We start from the raw sequence: 16,839 nt of genomic DNA, 5'->3' as shown, positions 1-16,839 counted from the left end.
AGCCTTATTCCAGATTCTGTACTTGCTCGCGCATCTGTTCGATGAGCAGCTTCAGGGTCATCGACGAATCCGCCAGTTCCTTCGCGGCTGCCTTCGAACCGAGCGTGTTCGCTTCGCGATTGAGCTCCTGCATCATGAAGTCGAGGCGCTTGCCGACCTTGCCGCCCTTCTGGATCACGTGACGCGTTTCGTTCAGGTGAGCCGTGAGGCGCGACAGTTCTTCGGCGATGTCGATACGGATGCCGTACATCGTCACTTCCTGGCGAATCCGCTCGTTGATCTCTTCACGCGAGACGATCGTCGCGGCGGTATCCGGCGCGGCGATGCCGAGTGCTTCCTGCAACCGTTCGACAATCTTCTGCTGATGCCTGGCGATCAACTCCGGCACGAGCGGCGTGATCTTCGTGACGATCGCTTCCATTTCGGTGACATTGGCAATCAGCATGGTCGCCAGTTGCGCGCCTTCGCGGGCGCGCACGTCGATCAGGTCGGTGATGGCCTGCTTGCCGCAGGCGAGCACGGCGTCGCGCAGCACTTCGGGCGCCACGCCGCTTTCGGCCAGAATGCCGGGCCAGCGCAGAATCTCGCCGGTGCGCAACCGCTCCGCTTCCGGAAACGTCGAGAGCACCGTGCGCTCCAGCACCGCGAGTTGCGTGAGCGCGTCGTGATTGATCGAACCCGCGTTGGCCGATTGTTCGCTGCGTTGCAGGTTGATACGGATATCGACCTTGCCGCGCGACAGCTTGTTCATCAGCATCTCGCGCAGCGTGGGTTCGCACACGCGCACGTCTTCCGGCATGCGGAAGTTCAGATCGAGAAAGCGCGAGTTCACCGTGCGCAGTTCGACCGATACGCTCACGCCGCCTGTGCCCGAGTCCGCGACGAGTTCGCGCGTGGCGCTCGCATAGCCAGTCATGCTGTAGATCATCGTATTTCTCGCGATTGTGGCCACGCGTCCAACGATGGCCGGAGAGTCGAATCGCCCGGCGTGTACGAGACGCGGGGCGGGGAAACGGCATTATCCCATTTTTGGCGATGGGTCCCCTTGGAGAGCCCCGGCACATGCGGGCGGCCGCCCTGCCCGATCGGCTGTAAAATCGCGCTTTCCCTTCCGCTTTTCTTCCTGAACGATCCCAACATGACCGACGACACCCAACGCCCCAGCGGCCGCCAGGCCAATCAGCTGCGCGACGTGCGCATCACGCGCCACTACACGAAGCACGCGGAAGGCTCTGTGCTGGTCGAATTCGGCGATACGAAAGTGATCTGCACGGCGAGCATTGCCGAGAGCGTGCCGTCGTTTCTGCGCGACCGCGGCCAGGGCTGGCTGACCGCCGAATACGGCATGTTGCCGCGCGCGACGCATACGCGCAGCGACCGCGAAGCCGCGCGCGGCAAACAGACCGGCCGGACCCAGGAAATCCAGCGGCTGATCGGCCGCGCGCTGCGCTCGGTGTTCGATCTGGAGAAGCTCGGCGCGCGCACGCTGCATATCGATTGCGACGTGATCCAGGCCGACGGCGGCACGCGCACGGCCAGCATCACCGGCGCGTTCGTGGCGGCGCACGACGCGGTGGCAAGGTTGCTGGCCACGGGCCGCATCGAAAGCTCGCCGATCACGGATTACGTCGCGGCAATTTCGGTGGGCGTGTACGACGGCCTGCCGGTGCTGGACCTCGACTACGACGAAGACTCGCAATGCGACACCGACATGAACGTTGTGATGACGGGCGCGGGCGGCTTCGTCGAAATTCAGGGCACCGCCGAAGGCGTGCCATTTTCGCGCGACGAAATGAATGCGCTACTGGATCTGGCGAGCGACGGCATCAACACGCTGATCGCGAAGCAGAAGGCGGCGTTGGAGCAAAAGAGTGAGTGAGGTTTTTCAACGCAATGGCGCAGCCGGTTCCGGTGCGTCGTTGAAAAAAGTCGTGCTGGCGTCGAACAACGCGGGCAAGCTGCGCGAGTTCGCGGCGTTGCTCGGCGCGGCCGGCATCGAACTGATTCCGCAAGGCGAGTTGAACGTGCCGGAAGCCGAAGAGCCGCATCCGACCTTCGTCGAAAACGCGCTGACCAAGGCGCGCCACGCGTCAAAGCTGACCGGCTTGCCCGCGCTCGCCGACGACTCGGGCCTGTGCGTGCGCGCGTTGCGCGGCGCACCGGGCGTCTATTCGGCGCGCTACGCGCAACTTGCCGGCGGCGAAAAGAGCGACGCGGCGAATAACGCACGCCTCGTCTCGGCGTTGCAAGGCGAAACCGATCGGCGCGCGTATTACTTCTGCGTGCTGGCCCTGGTGCGTCACGCGGACGATCCCGAGCCGCTGATCGCCGAAGGCCGCTGGCATGGCGAAATGCTGGACAAGCCGCGCGGCGCGAATGGATTCGGCTACGACCCGTACTTCTTTTTGCCGTCGCTGAACGCGAGCGCCGCCGAACTGGAACCGGCGGTGAAGAACGCCAGCAGCCATCGCGCGATTGCATTGCGCCAACTGCTCGCGCGTCTGACGGAGGAAGCGTGATTCCGATCAAACCGGCGCCCGCCGATATCGGCAACGGCGTCATCAAGGCCTTCACGTCGCCGGGCAGCATCCGGCTGACGTCCCTGCCGCCGCTGGCGTTGTACGTGCATTTCCCGTGGTGTGTGCGAAAGTGTCCGTATTGCGATTTCAACTCGCACGAATGGAAAGGCGACACGTTCCCGGAGAACGAATATCTCGACGCCTTGCGCGCCGATCTCGAGATGGCGCTGCCGCTGGTCTGGGGGCGGCAAGTGCATACGGTGTTTATCGGCGGCGGCACGCCCAGCCTGCTTTCCGCGGCCGGGCTCGATCGCATGCTGTCGGATGTGCGCGCGCTGCTGCCGCTCGACGCCGACGCGGAAATCACGCTGGAAGCCAATCCCGGCACCTTCGAAGCCGCCAAGTTCGCGCAGTTTCGCGCGAGCGGTGTGAATCGGCTCTCGGTGGGCATTCAGAGTTTCAACGAAGCGCATCTGAAGGCGCTCGGCCGCATTCACGACTCGGCGCAGGCGCGCCATGCCGTCGAAGTCGCCGCGACCACCTTCGACAATTTCAATCTCGATCTGATGTTCGCGCTGCCGGGGCAGACGCTCGCCGAATGCCAGGCCGATGTCGAAACGGCGTTGTCGTTCGCGCCGCCGCATTTGTCGCTGTACCACCTGACGCTCGAACCGAACACGTTGTTCGCGAAGTTCCCGCCCGCCCTGCCCGACGACGATGCATCGGCCGACATGCAGGACTGGATTCACGAGCGCACCTCCGCTGCGGGCTACGAGCGTTATGAGGTGTCGGCGTATGCGAAGCCGCATCGGCAGAGCAAGCACAATCTGAACTACTGGCGTTTCGGCGACTATCTCGGCATCGGGGCGGGCGCGCATACGAAGCTGTCGTTTCCGAATCGCGTGCTGCGGCAGGCGCGCTATAAGCATCCGACCACCTTCATCGAGCAGGCGAAGGCCGGCACGGCGGTGCAGGACGAGCACGAGGTCGGGACGCGCGATCTGCCGTTCGAGTTCATGCTGAACGCGCTGCGGCTGGTGGAAGGGTTTCCGGTGCATCGGTTTATCGAGCGCACGGGTATGTCGATGACGTCGATCGAACCGGCCTTGCAGGAGGCCGAACGGCGCAAGCTGATTACGCGCGACCACGAAAAGATTGCGCCGACGCCGCTCGGCCAGGCGTTCCTGAATGATCTGCAGGAGCTGTTTCTGAAAGATCCGCAGTGATTGCGGATCGACCGGGCGCCGCAGCGAGGTTTTTTCAGGTTACAATTTAGGGCTTGGAGGTGTGGCCGAGTGGTTTAAGGCACCGGTCTTGAAAACCGGCGAAGGAGCAATCTTTCCGTGAGTTCGAATCTCACCGCCTCCGCCAGAATGCGTTGACGAATACGGGCCTCTCGGCCCGTTTTTCATTTCCTGCCACCCAAAGCGCATCCTCCCATCTTCATGGCACTATCGCCTAATCAGCAATTCGTGAGCTACCAGATCGACCCTGCGACGCGCAGGATCGCAGCGTCCATAACATAAGCAATACAGCAGCGCGCGAGCCAGCAATGCATAGCAATTACATAGTTTTTGTAGACGAAAGTGGCGATCACAGCCTTACCTCGATTGACGCAGAGTATCCGCTGTTCGTCCTATGCTTTTGCGTCGTCAAGAAAAGCGACTATGCCGACTTATTGGTGCCCAAGATCAAGCGATTAAAGTTCGACACGTTTGGCCACGATTGCGTCGTTCTGCACGAGATCGACATTCGGCGCAAGCGAGGGCACTTCTCTCAACTGGGAAAGGAAGCCCGCAACGATTTCATGGGCGCCCTCACCCAAATAATTATAGACACGCCCATGACGGTTGTTGCGGTAGTGATCGAAAAGCTAAAGCTTAAGCAGAAGTACAGTAATCCCTACAACCCCTATCACATAGGCATTCAATTTGGTCTGGAGCGGGTTCGGCAGTTCCTGAGGATGCAGGGGCAACAGGATGCTTTGACTCACGTCGTTTGCGAGGCACGCGGCGCAAAGGAAGATCGCGACCTGGAACTGGCGTTTAGAAGGGTATGCGATGGCGACAATCGAACAGCGGCAAAATACAGCTTCGATATTGTCGTATGCGATAAGAAGGCGAATTCAGAGGGTTTGCAAATCTCAGACCTCATGGCTCGACCTATTGGACTGCATATCTTGCGGCCCACTCAACAGAATCGCGCTTACGACGTTCTCGCCGACAAATTCTTCAACCCGGGAACCGTGGTGACGGGGAATGGCTTGAAAGTATTCCCTTAGAAAAGCGAAAGGCCCCAAAGTAGTCCTCGGAGCCTAGCGCCGGCCGCGTAGTCGCAACCCATTTAGGGTGTAATTATAGCTTGTAACATGCGCCACGGTCAAGATGACTAAAAGCGTCCCCCGCTGCTGGCGCCGGTTGAATACACGTTTTGGGCTTCCGCGAGTTCACGCCTCAGGTACGCACCAAAGCCACTTTTGGCATCAGCACCTGGCCCCATCCCTCAACTTTTTCCGCCCACGGCTGATACCGAAGCTACCTACGCTGTCCGCACACGTCCCGTAGACCCCTTATGAAACTCAATACGTTAGTTATTACAGTGGCCGGCGTCTCCGCGTGCGTGTGCGCATCGTCCGCGTTCGCGGAGACGCCGGCAGCGCTATCCGACAATGACACCACATCCGTGTTCGGTTCGAGCACGTTGACGCACTGAGCGGTGATGCCGGCGTGAATATCGCTGCCAGCGTGAGCAAGTGCCTAGGTCAATAGACTCCTCTTTCATCGAGCCAAGGCATTCACGCAGTTCGTTGAAATCACCCCCACTGGCGAGCACGCGCAAACGCCCAAGACTGTGGCTCTCCAGTCGTCGAAGCTAAACCAGGGCGGTCGCCTCCACCTCGATCTTGAAACCGTAGTGCAACTGCGGAACAGGCACGACGGCGCGCGCAGGCCGTGCTTCACCGGCCCACCGCGCGTAGATCTGATTGAAGCTCATCCAGTGTTCGACATCGACAATGTAGACGCGCACCTGCACCAGTTGCGCGACGCTGCTGCCGGCGCCTTCGAGCGCGGCTTGCACATTGACCAACACCTGTTCGGCCTGAGCCTCGAACGAGGCCTCGGATAGCTTGTCGCCTTGCGCCGTGATCGGCAATTGCCCCGAGACGAACACGAAACCATTTGCGACCGCGACATGACTGTAGTGACCGCCCGGCTGCGAAAGCGTGGCGGGATTGTTCGTATGCGGCAGATGCGGGTCGTGCTGGCTACCAGCCATGAATATCACTCCAGACTTGACGACGGAAGGTGACACTGCGTGCGCTTCATCCGCACGGCCGATCCCGTTTTGCAAAAGCGATGAGCGATCACACGAGCGATCATGCAACGCGCTAGCGCGGTCCGCCCCAAGCACAGCGCCTCGCATCAACACGCTTCCGCAAACGTGCCGCGCTCATCACACGCCAAGCATTTCCAGCTTCTCGCGCGCATCCGCGCAACGGCGGTTCAGATCGCGATGCATCAACTGACTATCGAGCAGCGCTGATACGTCAGACAAACCTAAATCAAAGCGCAAGACGTATTCGATGTCGGTGTAGTCGTGATAGGCGCCGCTGTCCGCCAGCTTCTGCGCTTCAGCGAAAGCAGCTTGTTGCCGTTCGCCGTTCATCAAATCTCTGATCGCCATGAATGCCGCTCCGAGGAACAGTGGACCCATCATAGCAACGGAAATTCAAACGCACGGTCGCGCGCACGCAACACCTGGTGTTTACCGTAGACGCGACGCGGCTTGCGCTTCATTGGTCCTCAGACGGCGGCGACAGGCACCTTGGTCGCGTGCCACCTGACAACCAGAATCCGGCCGAGATAACACAGCAAGCCCGCCACGCCCACCGTCACGCCCATGCCCTTGGGCGAACCGTCCTGCCAGAGTCCGACCGCAAGGCTCGAGAGCGCGCCGAGCGCCAGCTGCACGGCGCCGAACACGGCGGCCGCGGCGCCGGCATTCAGCGGATAGCGATGCATCAGATCGGTCGTGCAATTGGCGGACAGAAGACCGACCACACCGACCACGAAGAACAGGCCGAACACGATCGACCACAAACCGCCCCAACCGGTCAGCGACACGAGACAGACAAACAGCGATGCGATGCAGCTCACGGTTGCGGCGAAAGAAATGATCGGCAGTGAACCGAGCCGGCCGACCAGCCGCGTATTCATGAAGTTGCCGAACATGATGCCGACGATATTGAGCGCGAACAGGAAGCCGTAATGCTGCGCCGACACATGGAAATATTCGATGTAGACGAACGGCGTCGCGGTGATGTACGCGAACATCGACGCGAACGCCATGCCGCCGCACAGCATGTGCCCCCACGCAACCGGATCGCGCAGCAACTTGCCGTACGCGCCGAACGACTTCAGCAACGCCGAGTGCGCACGCTTCTCACGCGGCCACGTTTCCGGCACCTTGAGAAACGCGGTGATCGCGCACACCGTGCCGAACAATGTCAGCACGATAAACACCACGCGCCAGCCGCCGAGCAGCAGCAACTGTCCGCCGATGAGCGGCGCGAGCAATGGTCCGATCGACGTGACGATGGCGAGCATCGACAGCACGCGAGCGGCATCGGTCGGGCCGTGGGCGTCGCGTGCGATGGCGCGCGCCAGCACCGAGGCCGCGCCCGCGCCCAGCGCCTGGACGAAACGGAACGTCACCAGCGAGCCGATCGAAAACGACATCGCACAGGCGACGCTAGCCAGCGCATACATGACAATGCCGCCGAGCAACACGGGCCGGCGGCCATAGGTATCCGACAGCGGACCATAGAGCAGCATGCCGATCGAAAAGCCGAACATGAAGCTGGTGAGCGTCGTCTGCGCGGCGCCAGTGCTGATGGCGAACGCCTGCGCGATGGTCGGCAAGCTCGGCAGGTACATGTCGATGGAAATCGGCCCGCATGCGGCAAGCGCACCGAGCAACAGAATCAGCCGGCCATCGGGCCGGCTTCTGGTGACGTGAGACATGGGAATCCAGATGAAGCACCGCGCCGTCATCGGCAGCGGAACAGGTGAAACGGGGAAAACAGCAACTTGGCAGCCTCAATTGTACGCGACGGTTAACACGACAGCCGAGCCTCGGAGATGATCGCGAAGACGTCTGTGCGGCATCGACGATTCGCGGCAGCCACGTTGCCGATCAGTTAAGCTGCCGCCTGAACGCTGCGGGCGACGCGCGAACCTATGCGCCGCGCCCTTCCCGACTATTCTGTACGTGACCATGCGATGACCGCATTCCTGCTGATCTGGAGCCCGAGGAAATGGCCATGGCCCGATCTGCCCGACGTGGCCAAACGCGTGACCACGGGCGTCGCGGTCGCCGACGCATGGGGCTGCGGATTTGCGCGCAGCATCCTGCCGGGAGACCGCGTGTTCCTGCATCGCGTGGCACAGGAACCGAAGGGTATCTTCGGCTCTGGTTATGTCACGCGCGCGCCGTACGAGGTCCCCGATCCGGCGACGAAGCGCGGCTACCGTTTGTGCATCGACTTCGTGTACGACTGGCTCGTCGATGCACACGAAGACGTGGTGATTCCGCGTGAGATGTTGCGCACGCATCCTTTCTCCGTGCAGACGTGGGACGCGCAGAGTTCGGGCACCGTCATCAAGCCAATGGCCGAAGGCGCGTTGGAAAAGCGCTGGGCGGAACTGACCGGCAAGCGCAAGCCGCCAAAGTTCGATGCGCCGACTGGGCCCACGCACAAAAAGTGAGTGAGCAGCCCGCTGCGTAGGCGCATCCGGAAAACCTGTTCACGCTGACTCCGGTACAATTTCCCCACCCATCCCAGCGCCACGCGACTCGCCCACAGGCGACCCGCGTCGCTGCGCAACCCCAATTCCAGTCATCGCCATGTCCAGAAACGAAACCCTTTTTGAACGCGCGCAACGCACCATTCCCGGCGGCGTGAACTCGCCAGTGCGAGCCTTCCGCTCGGTCGGCGGCACGCCACGCTTCATCGAACGCGCACAGGGCCCCTACTTCTGGGATGCGGACGGTCAGCGTTATATCGACTACATCGGCTCATGGGGCCCGATGATCCTCGGCCACGTCCATCCGGAAGTTCTCGAAGCCGTGCAGCGCGTGCTGGGCAACGGCTTCTCGTTCGGCGCACCGACTGAATCGGAAGTGGAAATCGCCGAAGAAATCTGCAAGCTGGTGCCCTCCATCGAACAGGTCCGCATGGTGTCGAGCGGCACCGAGGCCACCATGAGTGCGCTGCGTCTCGCGCGCGGTTTCACGAACCGCAGCCGTATCGTCAAGTTCGAAGGCTGCTATCACGGCCACGCGGACAGTCTGCTGGTCAAGGCCGGCTCGGGCCTGCTGACCTTCGGCAATCCGACTTCGGCAGGCGTGCCGGCGGATATCGCCAAGCACACCACCGTGCTCGAGTACAACAACGTCGCTGAACTCGAAGAAGCGTTCAAGGCGTTCGGCAACGAGATCGCCTCGGTGATCGTCGAACCGGTGGCCGGCAACATGAACCTGGTGCGCGCCACGCCCGAATTCCTGCAAGCCTTGCGGCGCCTGTGCACCGAGTACGGCTCGGTGCTGATTTTCGACGAAGTGATGTGCGGCTTTCGCGTCGCCCTGGGTGGCGCGCAAGAGGTCTACGGCCTCACGCCGGATCTCACGTGTCTCGGCAAGGTGATCGGCGGCGGCATGCCGGCAGCGGCGTTCGGCGGCCGGCGCGACATCATGGCTCACCTTGCGCCGCTTGGCGGCGTCTATCAGGCGGGCACGCTGTCGGGTAACCCGATCGCGGTCGCGGCCGGCCTGAAAACGCTACAACTGATCCAGGCGCCGGGCTTCTACGAGACGCTAGCGGCGCGCACCATGCGCCTCGCGCAGGGTCTTGCCAACGTGGCGCGGGAAGCCAAGGTGCCGTTCGCGGCCGATTCTCTCGGCGGCATGTTCGGCCTCTACTTCACGGACTCGATCCCGACCAGCTTCGCCGAAGTCACGCAGAGCGACGTGCCGCGTTTCAACGCGTTCTTCCACAAGATGCTCGACGCAGGCGTGTATTTCGCGCCATCGGCGTATGAAGCAGGCTTTGTGTCGATCGTTCACGACGACGCGATCGTCGACGCCACGATCGACGCCGCGCGTGGCGCATTCGCTTCGCTCGCGGCCTGAAGCGGGCGAGACAACACACTGCTAAAACCGAAACCCATTACAGCCTAGCCACCGTACCGACCGGACCCCGATGTTTTCGCAAACCGATTTCGTCCATATGGAACGCGCACTCGCGTTGGCCAAGCGCGGCATGTACAGCACCGACCCGAATCCGCGCGTCGGCTGCGTGCTCGTCAAGAATGGCGAGGTGATCGGCGAAGGCTTCACGCAACCGGCCGGTCAGGATCATGCCGAAATCCGCGCGCTGAAAGACGCGCGCTCGCGCGGTCACGACTTGCGCGGCGCCACGGCCTACGTGACGCTGGAGCCATGCAGCCACTTCGGCCGCACGCCGCCGTGCGCGAATGCGTTGATCGAAGCTCAGGTCGCGCGCGTAGTCGCGGCGATGGAAGATCCCAATCCGCAAGTATCCGGACGCGGTCTCGCCATGTTGCGCGACGCCGGTATCGAAGTGCGCTGCGGACTGCTTGCCCTCGAAGCGCACGAACTCAATATCGGCTTCGTCTCGCGTATGACGCGCGGCCGCCCGTGGGTCCGCATGAAAGTGGCAGCCTCGCTGGATGGCCGCACCGGCTTGCCTTCCGGCGTCAGCCAATGGATCACCGGTGAAGCGGCACGCGCCGACGGCCACGCCTGGCGCGCTCGCGCGTCGGCGATTTTGACGGGCATCGGCACGGTCAGGGAAGACAATCCGCGCATGACGGTGCGCGCCGTCGACACGCCGCGCCAGCCGCAACGCGTACTGATCGACAGCCAGCTCGACGTGCCGCCGGAGGCGCTAATTCTGGCCGGCGCACCCACGCTGATCTTCTGCGGCAATCTGGATGGGCGACATACCGATCGCGCCAACGCATTGCGCGATCGCGGCGCGGAGATCTTCCAGCTGGCGAACCCGGCGGGCAAGGTCGATCTGCCCGCGGTGCTGAAAGTGCTGGGCGAGCGCAACGTCAACGAATTGCATGTCGAGGCGGGCTACAAGCTGAACGGCTCGCTGCTGCGCGAAGGCTGCGTCGACGAACTGCTCGTGTATCTCGCGCCGAGCCTGCTCGGCATGGATTCGATGAGCATGTTCAATCTGAGCGCGCCCGACACGCTCGAGGGCCGCGTCAAACTGAACTTCCACGCGGTCGACCGGATCGGCGAAGATGTGCGAATTCTCGCCCGCTTCATGCCTCAACCTGCCCCCGAGGCCACGCCCGGACCCGGCAGCGATCCCGCGCCCCCACCCGTTTCGAAATGATCGAGGATTAGTACGATGTTCACAGGAATCGTCGCGGCCGTGGGCCGCATTGAATCAGTCAAGCCGCTCGGCACGGACGGCGACGCGGGCGTGCGCCTGAACGTCGAAGCCGGCGGTCTCGATCTCGGCGACGTGCAGCTCGGCGACAGCATCACCATTCAGGGCGCCTGCATGACCGTGGTCGCGAAAACCGCCCACTCGTTCGAAGTCGACGTCTCGCGCGAAAGCCTGAACTGCACGGCGGGCCTCGGCGAGACCGGCGAAGTCAATCTCGAGAAAGCGCTGCGCGCGCACGACCGGCTCGGCGGCCATATCGTCTCCGGCCATGTGGACGGCCTCGGCACGGTGACGCACTTCGCGCCAGTCGGCGAATCGCACGAACTGCGCGTGCTGGCGCCGCGCGAGATCGGCCGCTACCTGGCGTACAAGGGCTCTATCACCGTCAACGGCGTGAGCTTGACCGTCAACTCGGTTAAAGATCGCGACGATGGCTGCGAATTCTCGATCAACCTGATTCCGCATACGGTCGAAGTGACGGCGCTCAAGCGTCTGCGTGAAGGCACGCAGGTGAATCTGGAGATCGATCTGATCGCGCGCTACGTCGAGCGGATGCTCAACGCGCCGAAGTAACAGGCCGCAAGCCCGGCTACGCATGGGCTGCTGGCGGCGCCTCACCGCCAGCAGCCGGTTCATGCGGCCATCGTTTTCAACGAGCATAGCAACGACGGATGGCTCATCGCCAGTCGGCCAAATGGCCTATGCCGTTCGGCGGAGGCGACTTGGGCCCGTGCGTGGCGTAAAATACGCGCTTTCTTCGAAACTCTCGCCAACATGACGCTCGCCTCCACTCTAGAGATCATCGCCGAACTGAAAGCAGGCCGGATGGTGATCCTCGTCGACGAAGAAGACCGCGAAAACGAGGGCGACCTCGTGATCGCCGCCGAATTCGTCACGCCGGAAGCGATCAACTTCATGGCCCGCTACGGCCGCGGCCTGATTTGTCTGACGCTCACGCAGGAACGCTGCAAGCTGCTGAACCTGCCGCTCATGACCTACCGCAACGGCACTCAGTACGGCACCGCGTTCACGGTCAGCATCGAAGCGGCCGAAGGCGTCACCACCGGCATCTCGGCGGCGGACCGCGCCCGCACGATCGCCGCCGCGGTCGCGCCGGACGCCAAGGCAGAGCACATCGTGCAGCCGGGCCATGTGTTCCCGATCATGGCGCAGCCCGGCGGCGTACTGGTGCGCGCCGGCCATACCGAAGCGGGCTGCGACTTCACCCAGCTGGCCGGGCTCACGCCGGCCGCGGTGATCTGCGAAGTCATCAAGGACGACGGCACGATGGCGCGCCTGCCGGACTTGATGGAATTCGCCAGCGAACACGGTCTGAAAATCGGCACGATCGCGGATCTGATCCACTATCGCAGCCGCACCGAGTCGATCGTCGAGCGGATTTGCGAACGCACCATGCAGACCGCGCACGGCGCATTCCGCGCGGTCATGTATCTCGACCAGCCGAGCGGTCAGCCGCATATCGCGCTGGTGCGCGGTACGCCGTGCACGGATCAGGACACGCTGGTGCGCGTGCATGAGCCGCTGTCGGTGCTGGACCTGCTCGAAGTCGGCGAATCCACCCATTCATGGACGCTGGACGCGGCCATGAAAGAAATCGCCGCACGCGATTGCGGCGTGATCGTGCTGCTGAACTGCGGTGACTCCAAAGACCATCTGATCGACGTCTTCAAGGCGTTCGACTCGAAGGAAAGAGCCGACGCACTGAAACGCCGCCCGGTCGACTTCAAGACGTACGGCATCGGCGCGCAGATTCTGCGTGAGCTCGGTGTCGGCAAGATGCAGGTGCTGTCGAACCCGCGCAAGCTGGGCAGCATGTCGGGCTACGGTCTCGAAGTCACGGGCTTCGTGCCGATGCCGGGCGGCAAGGCACAAGCTCCGCAACAAGGCTGATCCGACCATTCACGCGCTTCGCGCCCACTCAAAACACTACGGAATTCACATGGAAATCGGACAATACCAACCGAATCTCGACGGCGACGGACTGCGTATCGGCATCGTGCAGGCGCGCTTTAACGAGCCCGTTTGCAATGGCCTCGCAGACTCCTGCATCGAAGAACTCGAACGCCTCGGCGTGACCGGCGAAGATGTGCTGCTCGTCACCGTGCCGGGTGCGCTGGAAATCCCGCTGGCGTTACAAAAGCTCGCCGAAAGCGCGCAATTCGACGCCCTGATCGCGCTCGGCGCGGTGATTCGCGGCGAAACGTACCACTTCGAACTGGTATCGAACGAAAGCGGCGCGGGCATCACGCGTATCGGCCTCGACTTCGGCATTCCGGTCGCGAACGCGGTACTGACCACCGAAAACGACGAACAAGCCGTTGCGCGCATGACCGAGAAGGGTCGTGACGCAGCGCGCGTGGCCGTCGAAATGGCGAACCTTGCCGTCGCGCTCGAACAACTCGGCGGCGACGACGAGGAAGAAGACGAAGAAGAGGAAGAGGCATGAAGAGCGCACGCCGACGCTCCCGCGAACTGGCCACGCAGGGGCTTTACCAGTGGCTGCTGTCGGGTTCGCCCGGCGGTGAAATCGACGCGCAGCTGCGCGGCGCGCAAGGCTTCGACAAGGCCGACCACGAACATCTGGACGCCATTCTGCACGGCGTGATCCGCGATTCGGAAACACTGTCCGCGGCAATCGCTCCGTGTCTGGACCGTCCGATCGAGCAGCTCTCGCCGGTCGAACGCGCCGTGCTGCTGGTGGCCGCGTTTGAACTGAAGAACCACATCGATATTCCTTATCGCGTGGTCATCAACGAAGCGGTCGAACTCGCCAAAACGTTCGGCGGCGCGGATGGCTACAAGTACGTGAACGGCGTGCTGGACAAGCTGTCGGCGCAACTGCGCGTGGATGAGACGCAGGCGGCTCGCAAGCGTTGAACGCAAGGCGCATGGCCGGCGACAGGGTCGTTGGCGTGCGCTACGCTGAACGAGCTGGCGTAACCGAACCGTTCGCAAGGACGCCGTTTCGCGCGCAAGCACTCGCGCCGAACGTCGTCCCGCTTTTGCTTCTGAACTGGATTTGATCGTATGAACTCCGTGACCGAACCCTTGGTGCGGCTTGCTGCACGTGTGGACGCCATCCAGCCTTTCTATGTGATGGAACTGGCCAAGGAGGCCGCGCTGCTTGAGCGCGACGGCCGCGACATCATTCATATGGGAATCGGCGAACCCGATTTCACCGCGCCCGAGCCGGTTATCGAGGCGGCCGCGAGCGCACTGCGCCGTGGCGTCACGCAATACACCAGCGCGCTTGGCCTGCACGCGCTGCGCGAAGCGATCTCGGCGCATTACGCCGACTTCTACGGCGTTAATGTGGATCCGGCGCGGATCGTCGTTACCGCCGGCGCATCGGCCGCGTTGCTGCTGGCTTGCGCGGCGCTGGTCGATCGCGACGACGAAGTGCTCATGCCCGACCCGTGCTATCCGTGCAACCGCCATTTCGTGATCGCCGCCGAAGGCAAGCCGGTGATGGTGCCTAGCGGCCCGGCCGAACGTTTCCAACTCACCGCCGCCGACGTCGAGCGTCTCTGGAACGAGCACACCCGTGGCGTGCTGCTGGCGTCGCCGTCGAACCCGACCGGCACGTCGATCGAACCGGCTGAGCTGGAGCGCATCGTCAAGGCCGTGCGCGCGCGTGGCGGCTTTACCATCGTCGACGAGATCTATCAGGGGCTGAGCTACGACGCAAAGCCCGTGTCGGCGCTCTCGTTCGGCGACGACGTGATCACCGTCAACAGCTTTTCGAAGTACTTCAACATGACGGGTTGGCGTCTGGGCTGGCTGGTGGTGCCGCCCGGCATGGTCGGCGCGTTTGAAAAACTCGCGCAAAACCTGTTCATCTGCGCTTCCGCGCTCGCCCAGCACGCGGCGCTCGCCTGCTTCGAGCCGGAAACGATCGCGATTTACGAAGCGCGGCGCCAGGAATTCAAGCGTCGCCGCGACTTCATCGCGCCGGCGCTGGAATCGCTCGGCTTTTCCGTGCCGGTGATGCCCGACGGCGCTTTCTACGTGTACGCGGATTGCCGCACGGTCGCGCACGCCGCGGCCGGCGACAGCGCGGCGCTCACCAAGGCCATGCTGCACGATGCGGGCGTGGTGCTGGTGCCCGGCATGGATTTCGGTACGCACGCGCCGAAGGAGTACATCCGGCTGTCGTACGCCACTGCCTATCCGAAACTGGAAGAGGCCGTCGACCGACTGGCGAAATTCTTCGGCAAGGGTTAAGCAGAGCGACTCTCACTCTCTCAATCGCCTGACGAAAAAAAAGGACACGCCAGATGCGTGTCTTTTTTTGTTGCAAGTCCTGCACGGAGTCGCCCGTTCTAAGCTGCCAACCTCAAGCGCCCAACTCCGATGCCGATGCCACGTGCTTCGTCGCGTTGGCGCTCGCGTCATCCTGCTCGGAGGAAACCGGCGCCTTCACCGGTGTCGCCGCGCTCAACGGATGACTGCCCTCGAGCGTCACCTGCACGCGCTTGCCATTGCTGGCCGACGCGGCCGTAGCCGTGTTGGTCGACGCCGTCAAAACCGGCGCCTGCGGTGCGTTGATCGGCACCTTGCGGCCGCGCGCCACGTCCCGCAGACGGGCACGCTCGGCCATGACCTTGGCACCGTAGCCGCCGTCGTCCGGCGAAGTCGAGCCGACGTACAGACGCAAGCCGCCCGGCAGCGAGCCGCCACGTGCGATGCAATCCTTAAGCACCAGCGCGCCCACCTTGATGTTCGCGACCGGTTCGAGCGCCGCGCTCTGACCGCCGAAATACTGGAATTTGTCCGAGTGCACCTTGGACATCACCTGCATCAGGCCTTGTGCGCCGACGCCGCTCTCGGCGTACGGGTTGAAGCCCGACTCGATTGCCATCACCGAAAGCAGCAGCAGCGGATCGAGACCGACTTCGCGGCCGGTGTCGAACGCCGCCTTCACGAGCTCGCTAACGGGCTCCTGAGCAACGCGATAGCGCCGTGCAAGAAAGGACGCAACCAGGTCCTGCTCGCGGGTCGAGATCAGGACGCGGTCGTCGCGCGCGTCGGCGGATACACGTTGCGACGGGATCAAGCTTGCCAGCGCGGTAACGCTCTGCATGGTGCGCGGATCGAGGCCGTTCAGCGCCGCGACACCCATGCCGGTGGACCCGGCGGCGTCGAATGCGTTGTCAAAGCTGCTGTTGCTCGCAGTGACAGTGTTGCCGTTGTTCGTGACGCTCACGGCATCGGGGCCGTTCGAGCTGGCGGTCAGCGAGTCGTCGGAGGACGCGCGCGCGGGCGGTCCGAAAGCCGGCAGCGGGTTGCCCTGCAGCAGACGGGCGGGACCGGCTTGCACAGCGGCGGAGATGACCGGCATTGCCTTGGCGGCTAGCGTGCCGCGCAGGGCCGGCATCAGCCACAGTGCGACTGTCAGCACCACCGCGATACCGCCGACGATGCTGAACAGGTGATGACTCATTCGCGTCCCGCAGCGCACCACACCGCGCACAACTTGTGCGATACGCTCATCGGGACGCCACGATAACCAGGCGTTCATTCAGATCTCCCATGTTGCATGATCCGCGAACCCCGCCATATGTACAGGCGGTGAAGCACGTTCGCAGAATCAAGACATCGCGCGCTCTGTCTGGTTAGGGCAGCAGCGACGTCGGGAAAACGGTAAATACCGTTTGTGGGGAGCCATCCTGGAAAAGGACCGCGGCATGTCAAAAAAGCATGCGGGCGGTGGCTCCCACGCGAAAAACCAGCGTCAGTTAACGCTGGCGAGGACATCAATAAGACCGTCTAATACCGTGCAGGAATCGGTAAGCGGTGACGCGTTGCGTC

Annotated in this window: 17 protein-coding genes and 1 tRNA gene; 13 read left to right on the top strand and 5 right to left on the bottom strand. The window is 62.9% G+C overall.

Features of this window, described 5'->3' with window-relative positions:
• Positions 1–4 precede the first annotated feature (4 nt).
• On the bottom strand, positions 5–928 hold the full coding sequence (locus B0G71_RS02350) for a YicC/YloC family endoribonuclease (protein WP_116139484.1): 924 nt from the start codon (positions 926–928) through the stop codon (positions 5–7).
• A gap of 210 nt (positions 929–1,138) precedes the next feature.
• On the opposite strand from B0G71_RS02350, the gene rph reads away from it, so the two are divergent.
• From rph to B0G71_RS02325, 5 genes are all read left to right on the top strand, one after another.
• Positions 1,139–1,879, top strand: coding sequence for a ribonuclease PH (rph, locus tag B0G71_RS02345; RefSeq protein WP_116139482.1), 741 nt, complete (start codon positions 1,139–1,141; stop codon positions 1,877–1,879).
• Positions 1,872–2,519, top strand: coding sequence for an RdgB/HAM1 family non-canonical purine NTP pyrophosphatase (rdgB, locus tag B0G71_RS02340; RefSeq protein ID WP_116139480.1), 648 nt, complete (start codon positions 1,872–1,874; stop codon positions 2,517–2,519). The genes rph and rdgB overlap by 8 nt, the downstream gene beginning before the upstream one ends.
• Positions 2,516–3,745, top strand: a complete 1,230-nt coding sequence (gene hemW / locus B0G71_RS02335) for a radical SAM family heme chaperone HemW (RefSeq protein ID WP_116139478.1) — start codon at positions 2,516–2,518, stop codon at positions 3,743–3,745. Before rdgB ends, hemW begins: the two co-directional genes overlap by 4 nt.
• Positions 3,746–3,800: 55 nt before the next feature.
• Positions 3,801–3,890 (top strand) — tRNA-Ser (locus tag B0G71_RS02330).
• A 181-nt stretch (positions 3,891–4,071) separates the two neighbouring features.
• The gene (locus B0G71_RS02325) at positions 4,072–4,800 is read left to right on the top strand and encodes a DUF3800 domain-containing protein (RefSeq protein ID WP_116139476.1); all 729 of its coding nucleotides are present in this window, start codon (positions 4,072–4,074) and stop codon (positions 4,798–4,800) included.
• A gap of 590 nt (positions 4,801–5,390) precedes the next feature.
• Here B0G71_RS02325 and B0G71_RS02320 read toward each other — a convergent pair.
• From B0G71_RS02320 to B0G71_RS02310, 3 genes are all read right to left on the bottom strand, one after another.
• Positions 5,391–5,795, bottom strand: coding sequence for a RidA family protein (locus tag B0G71_RS02320; RefSeq protein ID WP_116139474.1), 405 nt, complete (start codon positions 5,793–5,795; stop codon positions 5,391–5,393).
• Positions 5,796–5,972: 177 nt separating this feature from the next.
• Positions 5,973–6,203, bottom strand: a complete 231-nt coding sequence (locus tag B0G71_RS02315) for a hypothetical protein (protein ID WP_116148278.1) — start codon at positions 6,201–6,203, stop codon at positions 5,973–5,975.
• Between the two features lie 119 nt (positions 6,204–6,322).
• Positions 6,323–7,543, bottom strand: a complete 1,221-nt coding sequence (locus B0G71_RS02310) for a Bcr/CflA family multidrug efflux MFS transporter (RefSeq protein ID WP_116139472.1) — start codon at positions 7,541–7,543, stop codon at positions 6,323–6,325.
• Between the two features lie 258 nt (positions 7,544–7,801).
• Here B0G71_RS02310 and B0G71_RS02305 point away from each other — a divergent pair, with 258 nt between their 5' ends.
• The 8 genes from B0G71_RS02305 (at position 7,802) to B0G71_RS02270 (ending at position 15,252) form a co-directional block, all read left to right on the top strand.
• Positions 7,802–8,287 (top strand): hypothetical protein, encoded by a 486-nt coding sequence (locus B0G71_RS02305; RefSeq protein WP_116148276.1) that lies wholly within the window; start codon positions 7,802–7,804, stop codon positions 8,285–8,287.
• Between the two features lie 139 nt (positions 8,288–8,426).
• Positions 8,427–9,710: a glutamate-1-semialdehyde 2,1-aminomutase gene (hemL, locus tag B0G71_RS02300; RefSeq protein WP_116139470.1), complete on the top strand. Its 1,284-nt coding sequence runs from the start codon at positions 8,427–8,429 to the stop codon at positions 9,708–9,710.
• 70 nt (positions 9,711–9,780) lie between these two features.
• Positions 9,781–10,950, top strand: coding sequence for a bifunctional diaminohydroxyphosphoribosylaminopyrimidine deaminase/5-amino-6-(5-phosphoribosylamino)uracil reductase RibD (gene ribD / locus B0G71_RS02295; RefSeq protein ID WP_116139468.1), 1,170 nt, complete (start codon positions 9,781–9,783; stop codon positions 10,948–10,950).
• A gap of 15 nt (positions 10,951–10,965) precedes the next feature.
• On the top strand, positions 10,966–11,580 hold the full coding sequence (locus B0G71_RS02290) for a riboflavin synthase (RefSeq protein ID WP_106283367.1): 615 nt from the start codon (positions 10,966–10,968) through the stop codon (positions 11,578–11,580).
• A 201-nt stretch (positions 11,581–11,781) separates the two neighbouring features.
• Positions 11,782–12,918: a bifunctional 3,4-dihydroxy-2-butanone-4-phosphate synthase/GTP cyclohydrolase II gene (gene ribBA, locus B0G71_RS02285; protein ID WP_116139466.1), complete on the top strand. Its 1,137-nt coding sequence runs from the start codon at positions 11,782–11,784 to the stop codon at positions 12,916–12,918.
• Between the two features lie 49 nt (positions 12,919–12,967).
• Complete coding sequence (ribH, locus tag B0G71_RS02280; protein WP_006050161.1) at positions 12,968–13,474, top strand: 6,7-dimethyl-8-ribityllumazine synthase; 507 nt, start codon at positions 12,968–12,970, stop codon at positions 13,472–13,474.
• Positions 13,471–13,905, top strand: a complete 435-nt coding sequence (nusB, locus tag B0G71_RS02275) for a transcription antitermination factor NusB (protein WP_106283369.1) — start codon at positions 13,471–13,473, stop codon at positions 13,903–13,905. The genes ribH and nusB overlap by 4 nt, the downstream gene beginning before the upstream one ends.
• A gap of 150 nt (positions 13,906–14,055) precedes the next feature.
• Entirely contained in the window at positions 14,056–15,252 is a 1,197-nt protein-coding gene (locus tag B0G71_RS02270; RefSeq protein ID WP_106283370.1) for a pyridoxal phosphate-dependent aminotransferase, read from the top strand.
• 112 nt (positions 15,253–15,364) lie between these two features.
• On the opposite strand, the gene B0G71_RS02265 is transcribed toward B0G71_RS02270, so the two are convergent.
• Positions 15,365–16,549 carry a transglycosylase SLT domain-containing protein gene (locus tag B0G71_RS02265; protein WP_116139464.1) on the bottom strand — a complete coding sequence of 395 codons (1,185 nt, stop codon included), beginning with the start codon at positions 16,547–16,549 and terminating at the stop codon, positions 15,365–15,367.
• Positions 16,550–16,839 lie beyond the last annotated feature (290 nt).

This window comes from Paraburkholderia sp. BL27I4N3, assembly GCF_003386115.1.
GTDB lineage: Bacteria > Pseudomonadota > Gammaproteobacteria > Burkholderiales > Burkholderiaceae > Paraburkholderia.
Note: the sequence above shows the minus strand (reverse complement) of the source record. Positions and strands in the feature narration are given on the sequence as shown.

Excerpts from the sequence above, each read along its gene's own strand:
- B0G71_RS02350 (WP_116139484.1), bottom strand. The coding sequence starts at position 928 with ATGATCTACAGCATGACTGGCTATGCGAGCGCCACGCGCGAACTCGTC.
- rph (WP_116139482.1), top strand. The coding sequence starts at position 1,139 with ATGACCGACGACACCCAACGCCCCAGCGGCCGCCAGGCCAATCAGCTG.
- B0G71_RS02325 (WP_116139476.1), top strand. The coding sequence starts at position 4,072 with ATGCATAGCAATTACATAGTTTTTGTAGACGAAAGTGGCGATCACAGC.
- B0G71_RS02320 (WP_116139474.1), bottom strand. The coding sequence starts at position 5,795 with ATGGCTGGTAGCCAGCACGACCCGCATCTGCCGCATACGAACAATCCC.
- B0G71_RS02315 (WP_116148278.1), bottom strand. The coding sequence starts at position 6,203 with ATGGCGATCAGAGATTTGATGAACGGCGAACGGCAACAAGCTGCTTTC.
- B0G71_RS02310 (WP_116139472.1), bottom strand. The coding sequence starts at position 7,543 with ATGTCTCACGTCACCAGAAGCCGGCCCGATGGCCGGCTGATTCTGTTG.
- B0G71_RS02305 (WP_116148276.1), top strand. The coding sequence starts at position 7,802 with ATGACCGCATTCCTGCTGATCTGGAGCCCGAGGAAATGGCCATGGCCC.
- hemL (WP_116139470.1), top strand. The coding sequence starts at position 8,427 with ATGTCCAGAAACGAAACCCTTTTTGAACGCGCGCAACGCACCATTCCC.
- ribD (WP_116139468.1), top strand. The coding sequence starts at position 9,781 with ATGTTTTCGCAAACCGATTTCGTCCATATGGAACGCGCACTCGCGTTG.
- B0G71_RS02290 (WP_106283367.1), top strand. The coding sequence starts at position 10,966 with ATGTTCACAGGAATCGTCGCGGCCGTGGGCCGCATTGAATCAGTCAAG.
- ribBA (WP_116139466.1), top strand. The coding sequence starts at position 11,782 with ATGACGCTCGCCTCCACTCTAGAGATCATCGCCGAACTGAAAGCAGGC.
- ribH (WP_006050161.1), top strand. The coding sequence starts at position 12,968 with ATGGAAATCGGACAATACCAACCGAATCTCGACGGCGACGGACTGCGT.
- nusB (WP_106283369.1), top strand. The coding sequence starts at position 13,471 with ATGAAGAGCGCACGCCGACGCTCCCGCGAACTGGCCACGCAGGGGCTT.
- B0G71_RS02270 (WP_106283370.1), top strand. The coding sequence starts at position 14,056 with ATGAACTCCGTGACCGAACCCTTGGTGCGGCTTGCTGCACGTGTGGAC.
- B0G71_RS02265 (WP_116139464.1), bottom strand. The coding sequence starts at position 16,549 with ATGAACGCCTGGTTATCGTGGCGTCCCGATGAGCGTATCGCACAAGTT.